The organism is Chryseobacterium sp. 2987, assembly GCF_031456375.1.
Taxonomy (GTDB): Bacteria; Bacteroidota; Bacteroidia; order Flavobacteriales; family Weeksellaceae; genus Chryseobacterium; species Chryseobacterium vaccae.
In genome coordinates, this window is the sequence record NZ_JAVDUN010000001.1 from 760,489 (window position 1) to 777,310 (window position 16,822).

General features: G+C 40.9%; 5 protein-coding genes. All 5 read left to right on the forward strand.

The window, feature by feature from the left end; genetic code table 11:
- Window positions 1–440: 440 nt before the first annotated feature.
- Window positions 441–5,630: a hypothetical protein gene (locus tag J2Y40_RS03465; RefSeq protein ID WP_309996973.1), complete on the forward strand. Its 5,190-nt coding sequence runs from the start codon at window positions 441–443 to the stop codon at window positions 5,628–5,630.
- Between the two features lie 464 nt (window positions 5,631–6,094).
- Window positions 6,095–7,510: a T9SS type A sorting domain-containing protein gene (locus J2Y40_RS03470; protein ID WP_309996976.1), complete on the forward strand. Its 1,416-nt coding sequence runs from the start codon at window positions 6,095–6,097 to the stop codon at window positions 7,508–7,510.
- A 262-nt stretch (window positions 7,511–7,772) separates the two neighbouring features.
- Window positions 7,773–8,312 carry a hypothetical protein gene (locus tag J2Y40_RS03475; RefSeq protein ID WP_153393618.1) on the forward strand — a complete coding sequence of 180 codons (540 nt, stop codon included), beginning with the start codon at window positions 7,773–7,775 and terminating at the stop codon, window positions 8,310–8,312.
- An 81-nt stretch (window positions 8,313–8,393) separates the two neighbouring features.
- Window positions 8,394–15,755, forward strand: coding sequence for a thrombospondin type 3 repeat-containing protein (locus J2Y40_RS03480; protein ID WP_309996980.1), 7,362 nt, complete (start codon window positions 8,394–8,396; stop codon window positions 15,753–15,755).
- 271 nt (window positions 15,756–16,026) lie between these two features.
- A complete protein-coding gene (locus tag J2Y40_RS03485; RefSeq protein WP_309996984.1) occupies window positions 16,027–16,782 on the forward strand; it encodes an SDR family oxidoreductase in 756 nt (251 codons plus the stop codon).
- Window positions 16,783–16,822 lie beyond the last annotated feature (40 nt).

Genomic DNA, 16,822 nt, shown 5'->3' on the forward strand with positions numbered 1-16,822 from the left:
GAGCGCAAATGAGGATCAAGCACAACTTGTAACAAAGTTTGCAAACGTAGTTCTGCATAACGAAACAACCGAAGGATCTCTAACAAAACACAAGATGTTCATAATAAATATTAGATGTTTCGCCGCCGCTACGCTCTGCTCAACATGACAAACGCATTGTCATCCTGAGCACAAATGAGGAGCAAGCAAAGCTTGTAACGAAGTTTGCGAACGTAGTTCTGCACAGCAGAACAGTCGAAGGATCTCACCATAAAAGAATACAACAATATAAATAGAATAATAATTACAATTTCAAAAATGATGAAAAGAAAAGAAATCATGTCTCAAAAGGCTGTTCCTCCGGAGCATACCTTAATTATTGAACCTTGCCACCCATTTAAATACCGATGGCAAAGCAGTAAGTACGATATGATATTTCAAAAATTCAAAACAAAAACTTTATGATGAAAAAACAACCAACGAAACCCATAGCAAGGGTTCTAAAAAAACAAAAGCTGCTTCTGATGCTATTGCTCTTTATGAGTAATAGCATAATACAAGCTCAATGTGTATCGGGATGTAATTCTAACACTTATGTAAATAGCTCTGATCCGAATACCATAGAATATGACAATATAGTATCTATTTTTCATTCAACCATAGTAAAAGAAAGTAATGGAACCTTCAAAGCATGGGGAGCACAGACCGATAGCAACGGAACTGGAAACTTACTTTCTCCAAGAGACATAACTCCGGCAAATGGCTATAATTATATAGGGACACCATTGAAAGCAACTGGAGGATATATTACGGCAGGTGGTTTACCTGAACAGCATGTTTTATTAACTACGGATGGTCTCTACGTATGGGGAGGAACAAATACGTTAATTAGTTCTACTATTAAAAGTACCGCAGCTTTTGGTAAGATTAGTGTCAATGGTAAAACCGATGGTTTACCTGCAGGGGTATTACCGGGGCAAGTAAAGATGATGTTCGGTTCTTATGGTACATTGGCTATTGTGACTTGCAGTGGTGATGCTTGGGTATTATCGTTTACGGGTAATAAAAATGGAGATGGAACAGCGCAGGACGTAACCAATAACGTTATCTGGCATCGTGTCAAAACATCAGCAACCACAGACCTTACCAATGTAGTTGCCATGCGAGGTATGCACAGTGCTTTGTTTGCTTTGACTTCAGACGGAAAACTCTATACTTGGGGTACGGGAACTTATCTTGGCGATGGATCTGCTGTTGCCAACAGAACTTACGCAACACAAGTGTCAATACCTTCAGGAGCTATTCCTAAAATGATTGGGATGACTGGAGGCACAACATCATCGCAATCATACTATCTGTTAGCGAAGGATGGTAAGCTTTATTCTATGGGAGACAATTCTGCCAGACAATTAGGAGATGGAACAACGGTTAATAAAACGAACTGGGTACAGCCACAAAAAGTAACCAATCAGGATGGTCAAGGTACTGGATCATTAGAAAACATTGCTTGGATTTCACCTAGTGAACATTCTGAAAACGGAGCGGGCGCATTTAGCGCAATCAATGTATTAACTTATCAAAACAAACTGTGGGCTTGGGGATCTAATAGTGGTTTCATGATTGGCGGTGCGGCAGACAATACCTACTATAATCCTATCTATATGCCAGGAAGAAGTGCTGCTGCAAACGGGCTTAAAGTAACCGATCAAGTTGCAGCTGTAGAAACAAGTGGTCATACTACTATAAATATAAAAAAAGGGACGGACCGATTTGGCTATGTTGGACATTTAGTTTACGGTAGTATGGGAAATAATAGCAATGCCGATACTGTGGTTCCTACCTATAGCTATAGCACATCTATTATTTCAGTATGTGCTGTAAATATAGGCCCTGCCGTACAAAACATAGAGGTCTGCCAAGGTACTACAACAGCAAACCTTAATACTGCCAATTTAGAAGCAACTCCTACTCAGGTAGAGTGGCATGCGACCAATGATGCGAGCAGTCCTGTGATAACCAATATCACTGCAGTAGGAGCAGGTACTTACTATGCTTTTTATACGGTAGCATCAGGTAAATCTAGAACGATGGGTTCTCCTGCAATAGTAACGAGTGTAGTTTGTTGTGCAACAGGCAACTGTAATCCAAACTCTTATGTAAATAGCTCTGATCCTAATACCATAGAGTATGATCAGATGATATCAATTTATCATAGTACAATAGTAAAAGAAAAAGACGGTTCTTTTAGGTTATGGGGACAAGGAAGTGACAGTAATGGAACTGGAAATTTATTAGTTCCTACTTCAATAACGCCTGCAAATAGCTTTAATTATACAGGAACACCACTGAGAGCTACAGCTGGTAGTACTGTAGTAACAGGAGGATCAGGAGCAGTTTATTCACAGCAATTCGCTTTATTGACAACTGATGGATTGCATGCTTGGGGAACTGCCAATACATTGATAAGCTCATCTATTAAAAATACTGCTGCATTTGGGAAAATCACTGTGAATGGGAAAACCGATGGTTTGCCGGAAGGTGTAATGCCTGGTCAGGTAAAGATGATGTTTGGTTCTTATGCTACATTAGCTATCGTTACCTGTGATGGTGAAGCTTGGGTATTGTCTTTTGCTGGTGCTAAAAATGGGGACGGAACAGCACAAGATGCTGCGAACAATGTAATCTGGCATCGTGTAAAGACTTCGACAACAGATAATCTTAACGACGTGGTTGCCATACGAGGATCATCCAATGCGTTGTTTGCATTAACTTCCACAGGAAGGCTCTACACATGGGGTACAGGTACCTATATCAACGACGGATCTGCTGCTACCAACAGAACCTATGCAACGGAAATATCAAAACCTTCAGGAGTTACCCCTAAAATGATTGGGATGACTCAGTCAGTAGCACAACAAAGCTATTATCTGTTAGCAACCGATGGGCGTCTGTTTTCTATGGGAGCTAATGAAAGCCGACAATTAGGGGATGGTTCAACCTTAGCCGAAACTAACTGGGTACAGCCACAGAAAATGACTGATCAACATGGACAAGGACTAGGAACATTAAATAGTATTGTATGGATTTCTCCCAACGAACATTCTTATGTTAATATTGGCGTTACTTCCAACGTTTCTGCATCAATTAATGTGTTAACCAATGACCAGAAGCAGTGGGCATGGGGATCCAATACAGGTCTAATGATTGGTGGTCCTATAGGTACTACAACTTATGATCCTATTTATATGCCTGGGAATAGCACCAATACCAATGGTATGAATTTGTCCGATAATATCATTGCAGTAGAAACCGGAGGACACACCAGTATTAACATCAAAAAAGGAGAAAGTAAATTCGGATATGTAGGGCATAGAATTTATGGTAGTATGGGTAATAATGATGCGGGTGGAGAGAATGAGAGTATTTATACTTATAGTACAGCTGCAATTGATTTATGTGCGACAGATGTTGATCCTAAAGAAGGCTACATCTATATCACCAAAAAAGCATTAGATGAAAACTCAAGTGTTGACTTCAACTTTACAGTAAACGGTGGTCCTGTTACAGCCTTTACGCTTAATGATAAGGAGGCCAAAGTAGATCTTAGTGATCTGGGTTCTTCAGAAAACGGTCGTCTTTGGGCGGTAGCTGGCAACGGAACTTTGTATTATAGAAATGCAGGAAGCTCAGATTGGGTACAGACTACAGTAACTACGGCAACAAAAGTAGACGGAGCTGCAGGTAACGATTGTTACTTCACCAATACTGCAGGTCAGGTATTGAGATACGATGGTGTGGCAGCACCTACAGTGATAGGTAGTCCTGCAAACTACGGCACGCTAAATGCGACAGACGTAGGCTCTGCGTGGAATACTACACCTTATATTATGACTTCCAACAATACGATATGGATCTACAGCGGATCTGGTACTGCATGGTCTCAGGTGGGAACTACCACAAATAACCTTAAAGGTGTTGATGCCGATCCATCTAATGGTGACGCAATTGTAACAGACGGAACAATAGTCTACAGATTAACATCTGCAGGGGTAAAAACCTCTTTAGGAGCTCCTCCGGGATATGTAGATGATATTGCCGTCACTTCTGTGGGAGAGGTATTTGCTACAAGTCAGGTTGGCCATGTTCGCAAATGGAACACCGGTACCACATGGGGTGCGCCGGAAGAAACCAGCAGAATTTTGGCAGGGAGACTAACAGCTGGTCATAAAGATCAGGCATGGGGTACTAATCCTGTATATTCAAGCTTAAGATCAATCTACACCCGTATGGTTGCAGGGACTACAGCCACATGGCTTGATGATGAAAGAGTAAGAACTACCAACAAAGGTAATTCTGTTATGCTAAAAGTTCCTGTAGGAACCTATACTGTGAAAGAAACAGCAACATCAGGCTGGGAGCTTCAGAGTATGGATGTGTATGACCCTACTTCTAACTCTACCAGCAACTTTGCAGACAAGTCTGTTACCCTGAATGTGGCGTTAAACGAAACAGTATATGCTGTATTTACAAACGGGCTGGTGAATACTTTTGCTATGGGGAATGATTGTAGCACTGTTTTCTTTGAAGACTTTGGTTCAGATGCCGCTGGTACTGTGGGACCTCCTTTAGTGGGACAAACAAGTTACCATTATGCAACAGGTAGCAATTTTGCACAAGACGGTTATTATAAAGTAGCAGCCAATGCAGGTCAGTTTTGGGGTGGAGCTAATGCAGCACCTTATGACCATACCAGCGGTGATGGTACAGGAAGAATGATGACCATCAACGCTTCTTATGACAAAGGAATCTTCTTCCGTCGTAAGTTTACGAACCTGGTACCGGGGAAATCTTATAAATTCTCGGCTTGGCTGATGAGCCTTAGCGATGATGCAATAAAGCCAAATGCTACGTTCCAGGTAATAGATCCTACCAGTGGGGCTGTTTTAAATCAGGTTTCATCTGGTAATATTACAGTACATAATGTATGGAATGAATATTCTATGAACTTTGTTCCTACCTCCACAGAATTAGATCTGGTTCTTTTAAACAATGCTCTGGGAGGTAACGGTAACGATATCGCTTTAGACGACATCCGTTTCGAGATGAACAGACCGCAGGGTCTTACAGCAACCAGAGACTGTAATGCTTCTACGCTTACGGTAACAGCTCCTTTGGGTGCTATCTACCAGTATAGTCTTGATAATGTAAACTGGCAGCCATCTCCTTCATTTACAGGAGTAGCGAGTACGGTTACTAACTACTATGTACGTTATGCAGATGCTGTTGCTTGTGTATCAAGCGCTGCTGTACCATCATGTTTCTGTTACAAGCCGGGTGCCACTACAGGAGGTTCTACATTAGATACCAAAGTGGGAATCACTGCTCTTGGAAGAGCCGGCACTACAGATACAGACAACTGGCCAATGACAAGAAAAGGCGGATGGTTGGTATTGGAATCTAAAACAAAAGGTTTCGTACCAAACCGTGTAGCATTCTCAGGAGGAAACCCGGTAGGTATTGCAGTTGCAGATTTTGTAGAAGGAATGATGGTGTATGACACGACCAACAAGTGTCTGAAAGTGTACACCCTGAAGGATGGAGATTCTGCGATGGCATGGCATTGTGTAACCACACAAACCTGCCCGGATTAAAAATAAACAAGATGCTTCTGCAAACTCAGGATGATATAAGCACACGCTATGATCCTGAGTATAGCGAAGCGGAGTTATGTCATTCTGAGTGAAGCAAAGCGGAGCCGAAGAATCTAAATATTGTTATGCTGAGTCTGTCAAGGCATCTCAAAAAAAACAAAACATTGTTATCCTGAGCTTGCCGAAGGATCTCAAAGACAAAAAGATATTTCGACGCCGCTACGCTATGCTCAACATGACAAACATACCTATTGAAAAGGAGAGTTTTCATCTAAAGTGTGAAGAGAAGCAGAACAGCCGAAGGATCTCAAAACGATGCACTGTCATCCTAAGCGGAGTCGAAGAAACCCAACGAAGTGGTTCGACTAAGTCAATCTCAAACAAAAGAGTAGAAGTTCATATAAGCACATGATAACAATAAACCTATAAAAAATCAAATTTACTAACCACAAAAAAATCAAATTATGGTACACACTACATTTTTCTCAAACAAGCAAAAAGCAGCAGCAGTTGGTCTGGGTATGTTTTTATTTAGCTTCAGCACGATTAACGCACAATGTTCCACTACCGGGTGGAAGAAATTCTCACAGGGAGAAACATTCAGTGTTGCTTTAAAAGAAGACGGAACACTTTGGATGTGGGGACAAAACATCAACGGTATTCTTGGTGATGGCTCTGGTACTACAACAATAGTACAGCATCCTACACAGATAGGAACCGATACAGACTGGACAGATATTTCGGTCGGAAGATGGTTTGTTTTGGCAAAAAAATCCAACAACAATCTTTATGGCTGGGGCGATAATACATGGGGAAATTTAGCAACAGGATCTACTGTAAGTCAATATGCACCATTTCTGATGGCTCAGAATGTTAAATCTTTTTCTGCTGGTTATCATCACAGTCTGATTGTAAAGACAGATGGTACAATGTGGGGGGTAGGGGCTAACCCTTATGGGCAGCTTGCCAACGGAAACCTGATAAATCAAACATCATGGCAACAGGAAACTTCACTCGCTACAAACTGGGAAAAAGCGTCTGCAGGATATTATAACTCATTCGGGATCAAAACCAATGGTACACTTTGGTCTACAGGAACTAATGGATTAGGAATCACCGGTACAGGTACAACGGCAGGAATAGCTACATCTTATTTACAAGTCGGAACAGATACTAACTGGCAGGAGGTTTCATGTGGGGTAGAGCATGCATTGGGACTTAAAACTACCGGTAAGTTATTTGGTTGGGGGAATAGTAGTAATGGAAGACTGGGATTTGCTCCTGCAGGAGCGATAAGTACACCACAAGCGGTAGAAGCTGCTAATAATTATACTTATATCGCAACATCATGGGATGGGTCTGCTATCATAAAAAGCGATGGTACGTTATATGTTTTTGGGGTGGATCATGGTGGTACAACCGGAACTTCCGGAAATACGCCAACTCAGCTTGGAACAGATACCAATTGGAAAACATTGGCATTAAGAGTGGGCGGGTATCATTTCGGAGCTTTGAAAACAGATACTTCCATCTGGGCCTGGGGAACCGATAATGTGTATCAGTTAGGTAATGGTGACGGTACTCCTGCAAATACCAATATACCTACGCAGGTTACCTGTACAGATGCTTTTTTAGGGGTTAACGATATTTCATCTGATAAAAAATCTACCTTATTATATCCTAATCCTGCAAAAGATTTTGTATCCATACAGTCTTCAAAATCGGTTTCTGAAGTTAAAATTTACACTACGGCCGGAGCTCTTGTAAAATCTGTATCAAAAGTTTCAGACAACAAAATAGATATTTCCGATTTGACCGCCGGTGTTTATGTCGTAAAAATAAACAACGAATCTCAGGGCTTTAAATTAATTAAGAAATAAAGTTGTTACAGTAAAAAGCCAAAGGATATTTACCATGCCATCCTGAGCCTGTCGAAGGATCTCACAAAAGCGAAGATATTCAAACAAACAGAGATGTTTCAGTGCTGCTACGCTCTGCTCAACATGACAGGTGTACCTCTTCCAAAAGAGTGCTCTGTCATCCTGAGCGTGGAGCGAAGCAGAACAGCCGATGGATCTCTCATCAATATGACAAATAAAAGTAACAAAAAACCGCTCCCAAAATGAGCATAAAATACCTACTATGAAAAATAACATTCTGATACTGGCAATGCTGGTCACTGCAACGGCAGTAAAATCTCAAGTGGCAATTGGCAAAGAGGGGGTAAGCAACACATCTGTTTCTCTGGAATTTGCCAATACAGAAAATAAGGGACTTATCCTTCCTTACGTAACCGATAAAAGCGGTATTACTGAAGAGGGAAGTACCATTTATGACACAACGGATCATAAAGTAAAGTACCTGAAGAATGGCGGAGTATGGGTCAACCTTAGTGAAGATGATGGTACTGCAGCTACGATAGGAACAGCAGATCTGTCTATACAGGGAGCGGATAAAACAGAGCTGTCTACAGCAAAAACTGCCATCGGAACCAATGCCTCAGCTAATGGAACCAATGGTATCCTGGTTTTAACCGATACAGACAAAGCAATGATTTTACCCAAAGTGGCAAGTCCCCATACCAATATCATCAACCCGGCACCGGGAATGATGGTGTATGATACCACAAAGAAACAACTTGCTGTATACAACGGCAAAGTATGGTCTTTCTGGAAACCTTAGTATTGGACACTTCACAAAATTGACATTTTTTGTGTCCGATAGTACTACATAAATCATCCGAAAACTATTAACTAAATTCCTATGAAAAAACTTCTATTAATAATATGTATGGTTTTGCCTACATGGTTTGTACTGGGACAGGCTCCCGGCGGGGTAACGGCCGCTGTATGGTACAAGGCAGATGCCGGTGTGTATTCCAACGCAGGTACCACCGCAGCAGCAGATAACGCAACTGTTCAGCAGTGGAATGACCAGATGGGAACAGGATACAACCTTGCTCAGGCAACTGCCGGGCAAAGACCAACTTTCTCTAACCAGAGTATGTTGGCTAACTTCAACCCAACTGTATCCTTTAATGCCGACTTTATGGCAGCAGACCCCGGCAACGGAAATGCTATTATAAACCGTGCTCAGGGAAGTATCTATATTTCCGGTAAAATGAATACAGTAGGTGCAGCAGGACTGGCAGGTTTTGATGCTACTATGGATTATCCCGGGTTGCACACCTCTCAGGCTTCCCCGAATGACAAACTCTTGTTTTATACGGCAGGAAGTGGCTATACTACTAACTCTACCAATTCGTTTACGGCCACAAAAGCTTTCGTTGCAGGTTCTTCATGGCTGAATGGTGGTGGAACTCCGGGTTCTAACGTATTAGCTAAAGTATGGCTGGATGGTAACGAAAATATTTACACCAATACCGATGGAAATGTTAGTGGAGGTAATACTACCCGTATCTTCAGAATAGGTGGTGATAGCAACTGGGGAAGTCTTAACGGTCAGCTCAATGAGACGATTGTATTTGCAAATCCTCTTTCCGCTTCAGAAAAAGCGCGTGTAGATTCTTATTTATCGGTTAAATGGGGGTCAACATTGTTGGGAAATTATGTAAGCTCCGGTAATACGGTGGTATGGAATACTTCTGCTACCTATCAGAATAATATTCTGGGTATTGCAAGAGATAATAATGGTGCATTATATCAGAAGCAATCCCGAAGCGAGAACCCAAACCAAAAATTAATTATCGGTGCAGGAAATTCTTTAGCCAATACCAATGCCGCAAATACCAATACGTTGACTGACGGGCAATTCCTTATTGTTGGAGATAATGGTTTGAAACAAAGCCTTACAACCCCATTGGTATATACAGGAGGTTCTAACGGAGCTGTTAATTACCGTTTCGAAGCTATATGGAAAGTAGAAAACACAGGAAATGTAGGAACAGTAACCATTGCATGGCCTAAAGGTGTAAAAAACCTGTACTTAGTACAGTCTGGCGATGCAGCTTTTGACGGAACAGATACCTTTGCCCCAATGGCTACGGAAGTTACCATAAACGGTGTGGTTTATAATACAGCCAGTATAACATTAGCAAATGGGCAGTATTTTACTTTTGCAGGATATATGTATGCACCGGGTGGTATCGTTTCAGCGGCCTGGTACCGTGCAGATGCCGCAGTTTATTCGGATGCCGGAACAACTTCAGCTGCTAACAATGCCACTATCCAGCAATGGAACGAATTCAATGGTATTGGAACAAATATATCCCAGGCAACTCTGGCAAACCGACCGGTGTATTCTAACAGTACAACATTAACGAACTTTAATCCGACTGTCACTTTCGACGGCTCAAACGATATTCTGTTGTACCAGCCTTCTACAAACGGAAATGTTAATATTCTGGATCGCAGCAAGGGTGCATTGTTTTCGGCAGGTAACATTACGGGTATTGCAATGATGTTAGGTTTTGGGCCGGCGTCTGATGATCCGGGACTTTACAGTTTTTCGGGAACCAATAATTTATTGCTGTATCCCGTAATTGGTGAATACGATGCAATAAGCACAGGATCTACTACCGGACATTATATCGGTGGTGGTACCTGGGAGAACGGAGCCGGAGTTGCGGGTAATAATTCAGTGTTATTATCACTCAGAGGAAACCATCAGGTTTTCAATACCAATATTCAGAATGTATTGCTTGATGCTACAAGAAATGATTTAAGAGTGGGGGGAGACAGCGATTATGCAAGATTGAACGGGCAGCAGAATGAAGTAATCATCTTCCCGAATAAACTTACGGATGATGAGGTAACAAAAGTGGAGTCTTATTTAGCTGTTAAATATGGGCAGACCTTAAGCAGTACACAGAATAGAAATTATTTAAGCGCAACAGGAAATGTAATCTGGAATGGAACTAATAATAGTGCTTATTATAATAATATTATCGGGATTGGAAGAGAAGATGTATCTGCATTAAATCAAAAACAATCCAAGAGTGTTAACACTGATCAGAAATTGATTATCGGTGCAGGAAATTCTTTGGCGAATACCAATGCAGCGAACACCAATACGTTGAGCGATGGGCAATTCCTTCTGGTAGGTGATAATGGTTTAAAGCAGACTCTTACAACACCTTTGGCCTATACAGGTGGTGCTAACGGAGATGTTAATTACCGCTTCGAATCAATTTGGAAGGCCCAAAATACAGGATCTGTAGGAACAGTAACTGTTGCATGGCCTAAAGGAGTGAACAACTTATATGTTGTACAGTCTACCGATGCGGCTTTTGACGGAACGGATACCTTTACATCAATGGTTACAGAAGTTACCGTAAACGGAGTGGTGTACAACACTGCTACTGTTACATTAGGAAACGGACAGTATTTTACTTTGGCAGGACTTGCTAATAATCCGGGGGGTATTGCTACCTTTCCTGGGGTGTGGTATAAGTCTGAAAATGTAAGTTCAACACAATGGATAGACGCATCGATTAACAAATTAGATCTTACAAGTACTAACGGTGTAACCACCAACCCAGGAAACCAACAGCATAACTTTAATACCTGGACAACAGGGTATTCTACAACCAAGTATTATAATTTTCTTGATCCAAATTATTCAACAAACTATAATGCTCAAATAAATCCTGTTTTCGGAAATTTTAATAATGATGGTGTTTCTTATATGCCGCTTTCCATTTATGGAGTAGCAAGAGCAACCGGAGCTACTAATGGACAAATTACCGGTTTAGATAACGAGATAAATACAGGTCACGAGCCAGGTTTAAATGCTAATGTAAATGGATCTGGTCTTAGTCCTAATTTTTATAGATTTTCTAATGGAATTAATCAAACTGTAACTTCACTACTTGCTAAATTAAATGAAACATCTATTTATTTTGCTCATCCATATCCTGGTGATGGAACGGCAACAGGAACAGACAATTTAATACTGGGACTAAATGGTAGCGAAGCAACCATTACAGGGCAAAATAAAAGAAGTAGTGTCGCAGGACCTTATTTAAAGATTGGCTTTGCTAATGGCTTAGGATTTTTTAATGGAGATATCCAAGAGGTAATTTGGTATAAAAACATATTGAATACACTGGAAAAACAAAAGGTAGATACTTATTTGGCTTTAAAATATGGTACTACTCTTTCTCATGACTATATAAACCCAGACAATGTTAGCGTTTATAATTTAACGACCAATGCAGGATATGTTTCTAATATTGCCGGTATAGTTCATGATGACATTAATGGAGCCATAAACCAAAAACAAAGTAACTCTGTAAATGTTGGAAATCAGGTACTGATCTCCACTACAGGTTTAGCCAATACCAATGACGCAAACACCAGCTCTCTTAATAACAAGCAATACCTGGTTTGGGGAGATAACGGTCTGGAGAAAAAGCTTGCTATACCATTATCTTATACAGCAGGTTCTAATGGAGCAACCAACTTCCGTTTTGAATCTATCTGGAAGGTACAGAATACAGGAACTGTAGGAACAGTTACGGTAGCATGGCCAAAAGGAATTAAAAACCTGTATCTGGTACAGTCTTCGGATCAAACTTTTGCAGGTGGCAACACTTTCACACCAATGACTGCGGAAGTTACCGTGAATGGTGTGGTTTACAACACTGCCAATGTAACTTTAACAGACGGGCAATACTTCACCTTTGCAGGTTTCGGGCATGCACCGGGAGGGGTTACCAACAGTCTTTCTTATTGGTACAGAGCTGATGTGGATGCTGCAAACACAGGCCCAGCAACAGATGTAACTACCTGGAAAGATGTATGGAGCGGAACTACCGTTGCACAGCTGGGAACCAATCCTTTACCGAAGTATGTAACCGGTACTTCCACTTACTTCAACTTTAACCCGGGTATTAATTTCACAGCAGGAACACAGTCGCTGGGTAATTATACGGTAAGAACCTTTTCAGCTGATTCTTATGATGTATTTACATTTACGAAGGAAGGCATGACAAGCGGAGGACAGTGGCCAAGTATCTTCAGATCGGCAGTAGACAATGCTGTTCTGGAAGGAGGTTTACGCAGATGGGATGGTTTAGCCATTCAAATGGATAACGGAATAGAAAGACTTTCCAACACAGGTGGAAGCACTGATACAGGCGTATTTACTCCTGCAGGAGCCTTTTCTACTACGATTCCTAGTATTATGTATCATACGTTTACCGCTAATTCAACAACAAGAGCTCTTAACGGTGCAGCAAACTTTGGAACGACAAATCATGCAGGTACAGGAATACGAAATCTGAACGGTGGACATTTGTTTGGTGATTCCCGATTTTCGTTAAGTACAAGCAGTGATAACCGTGGATTTATAGGTCATCTTGGAGAAACCATCATCTATGGAGCCGGTAATATAACAGCAACTGAACGCAGAAGAGTAGATTCTTATCTGGCTATTAAATACGGTATTACAATGGGTCGTGTAAATACAGACCATTACCTGGATGCTGGCGGCAATATGGTCTGGAACGGAGGAACTAATACAGTTTTCAACAACAACGTATTTGGTGTAGCAAGAGAAGACATCGGTCTTTTTGAGCAAAAGGTTTCTAAATCGGTCAATGCAGGAACAATCCTTACGTTGGCTACCACTAATGATTTTGTAAATCCGAACTTAAATGCAGCACGTACAGGCTTTACCAGCGATAAAACTTATTTCCTATTGGGAGATAACAACAATGTGACTACAGCACCTGTGGATGTTACAGTAGGTACAAATACCTATAAGAGAATCCAGAGAGTTTGGATGGCACAGGAAAAAGATGCTGATGCCGGTTCTTTATTCATTGAGGCAGATCTTACAACCTATAACAGTGGAACATTTGTTACCACATCAGGTAAAGTGATAATGCTGATAGCGGATGATGCTGCTTTTACTACAAACGTTATAAAAGTAAACCCTACATCGAATGCAATAGCAAAATGGGTATTTAACCAAAATGTAGCAGATGGGAAATTTATCACATTTGCAGTGGACCCTTGTTACGGTACAGACACAGATGGTGACGGAGTTGCTGATATGTGTGATCAGGACAGTGATAATGATGGCATCATCAATACCAATGAAGGTTATATCTGTGATAAAGGCTCAATCCCGGCATCTGTATTAACTACAGATCATGTGATGAATTATAACTTTGTTGATTATAACGGCATCAAAGGTTTCAATTTCAAATTAACCTCAACAGCAGTTGCACAACGCTGGGCCTCTCCTGTAGCTCAGTTTAATATGAGTGGTATAGATCCAAGAGTCAATAATAACAAAGTGACGTATGAGTTTGATCTTCCGGTAGATAATTTAAAATTCTGGGTTGGAGATCTGGATGTTCTTGAAAAAGTAAATGTTAATTTCTATGACCAGAACGGTAACAGAATTACTGATCTTCTTCCATACACAACGGTAAAAGCAGAAGCTGTAGCAGGCAGTACGACGTTTACAACAGATGCCACTTATGGTGTTAAAATATCTACAACACGTAATGCAGGAGCCAACAGTAATGTGAATTATATTGAGATCTTTACGCCGGGTATACAGATCAGTAAGGTAGAAGCCACTTTTGTAGGAACAAATGGCAATACTCCGGAATATCATATTGGTAATATGTGTGCCAAGAGAGATCTGGATGGTGACAGAATTCCGGATTATCTGGATTTAGATTCTGACGGAGATGGCTGTCCTGATGCTAGAGAAGGTACAGGGCGCTTTACCGCAGCAAATCTTGTGAATTCTTCCATGCCTGGCGGAAACACAGGGGCAACTTATACAGGAACATCTGCTTCTCCGGTTTCTCAAAATCTTGGTAATACGGTAGACGCTAACGGAATTCCTACGATAGCTAATGGAGGACAGGGGATAGGATACTCTCAGAGTTCATATGCGAATGCATGTATAGATACCGACAATGACGGAATAGCAGATCTATATGACCTAGATAATGATAATGATGGAATTCCAGATGTCAATGAATGTAGTACAGACGTAGGATATGTTACTGGATGGTACTTTAATAATAGTGTACGTGATGCTGATATAGCTTCACCTGTAGCTTCGGCTACAGCATCTACTGATGGTTCTGGTCTTACCTCTATAAATCCTGTTGGCGCAAGTTATTCTTATTTAAGATTAAGTAATATTGATGCTACAACTCTTAACCAGGCGATTGCAAATAATGAATATGAACAGTATACGTTTACTACAGGAAACTGGGTTGCAGGTACACATCATTATTTCTATAACAGAACATCTTTCTTTAATCGTTTAGGGTTTCCGACCTATAATTTTACAGTAGCAATCTCAGAAAATGGTTTTGCAACCTCAGGCACAAATCTTTTGACTGATGTTAGTTTGCCTAATGGAGGAGGTGTTATTAACTTTAATAATGAAGTAAGCATTAGCATGAAGCCAAATACTTTGTATACAGTAAGAATTTATTTCTATAATGTACAAGGAGGGGCTTCAGCAACTATACAGCATGATGATTATACAGTTTATTTAAGAGATTATTGTGATAGCGATGGAGACGGCATTCCTAATTATTTAGATCTTGATTCTGACGGAGACGGCTGTCCTGATGCTATAGAAGGTGCAGGAGGCTTTACTATGGCTAATCTTGTGAACTCTTCTATGCCGGGAGGTAATACAGGAGGAGGGTATACCGGAACAGCAGGTCCTGTTATTCAAAACCTGGGTAATACGGTAGGCAATACCGTAACAACAATGGGGATACCTACGATTGCAGGAACAGGACAGGCTATAGGAAGTTCTGCAAATGCATCAGTTTCAAACTGTACTCCACCATATTGTTACAAACCTGGTATTACAGTCGGTACTGCATTAGACACCAAAGTAGGTATTACTGCTCTCAATAGAGCTGGAGTGAATGCTGATAACTGGCCAATGGTAAGAAAAGGAGGCTGGATAGCATTAGAAGCGAAAACCAAAGGTTTTGTACCTAATAAAGTAGCCTTTAGCGGAGGTAATCCTGTAGGGATTGCACCAGCCAACTTTGTAGAAGGGATGATGGTGTACGATACTACCAACAAATGTATGAAGATGTACACGCAGAAAGAAGGTGAGCCTTCTATGGCTTGGCATTGTATCACTACGCAGACCTGCCCTGATTAATCATTAACAAACCTAACAGGTTTCTTAAACCTGTTAGGTTTTAAAAAAAACAAACTACTGTCATCCTGGGGAACGATGGGGCTATAATAAAGAAGATGTTTCGACTTCACTTCAGAACTACGTTCGTTGACCTTCAGTCAATGCTCAACATGACATTACAATGTTATCCTGAACGTGGTTCGGGACTTAATGAAAGGATCTCAACATACCTCGACAGCTCAGCATGGCATTAAATCAAATGCCAAAAAAACAATTTTTAAAATAAAATTTTATGACAACACACAATGTAAATGGAAAAGTAGTATTAATAGCCGGAGGAGGTAAAAACCTTGGTGGATTGTTAAGCCGTAATCTTGCGGCAAAAGGATCGAAGCTTGTTATTCACTACAACAGCGAAAGTACAAAAGCAGAAGCAGAAGAAACCTTAGCTGCTGTTTTATCATTAGGGGCCGAAGCAATTTTGGTACAGGCCGATCTTATCAAAGTAGAAAATGTTACGAAGCTGTTTGATGCAGCCGTTGACAGGTTCGGAGGTATTGATATTGCAATTAACACTGTAGGAAAAGTACTAAAAAAACCATTTATAGATACCACAGAAGCTGAATATGACAGCATGAGTGACATTAATTCTAAAGTCGCATACTTCTTTATTCAGGAAGCGGGTAAAAAATTGAATGACAACGGAAAAATCTGTACGATTGTAACTTCTTTGCTTGCTGCGTATACAGGTCTTTATTCTACTTATGAAGGCATGAAAGCACCGGTTGAACATTTTACCAGAGCTGCTTCTAAAGAATTCGGAAACCGTGGGATTTCTGTAACTGCAGTTGCTCCCGGGCCTATGGATACACCGTTTTTCTATGGTCAGGAAAGTGATGATGCGGTAGCTTATCATAAATCAGCATCTGCTTTAGGAGGGCTTACAGATATTAAAGACATTGCTCCTCTCGTAGAATTTCTGGTAACTGATGGTTGGTGGATCACTGGGCAGACCATCTTTGCAAACGGTGGATATACCACGAGATAAAACATATTTGTTGATTTTCTGAATAAAAGGTAAACACGCT

What these genes read in the sequence shown, in the direction of transcription:
- J2Y40_RS03470 (WP_309996976.1), top strand. Translation starts at nt 6,095, where the DNA reads ATGGTACACACTACATTTTTCTCAAACAAGCAAAAAGCAGCAGCAGTT.
- J2Y40_RS03475 (WP_153393618.1), top strand. Translation starts at nt 7,773, where the DNA reads ATGAAAAATAACATTCTGATACTGGCAATGCTGGTCACTGCAACGGCA.
- J2Y40_RS03485 (WP_309996984.1), top strand. Translation starts at nt 16,027, where the DNA reads ATGACAACACACAATGTAAATGGAAAAGTAGTATTAATAGCCGGAGGA.
- J2Y40_RS03465 (WP_309996973.1), top strand. Translation starts at nt 441, where the DNA reads ATGATGAAAAAACAACCAACGAAACCCATAGCAAGGGTTCTAAAAAAA.
- J2Y40_RS03480 (WP_309996980.1), top strand. Translation starts at nt 8,394, where the DNA reads ATGAAAAAACTTCTATTAATAATATGTATGGTTTTGCCTACATGGTTT.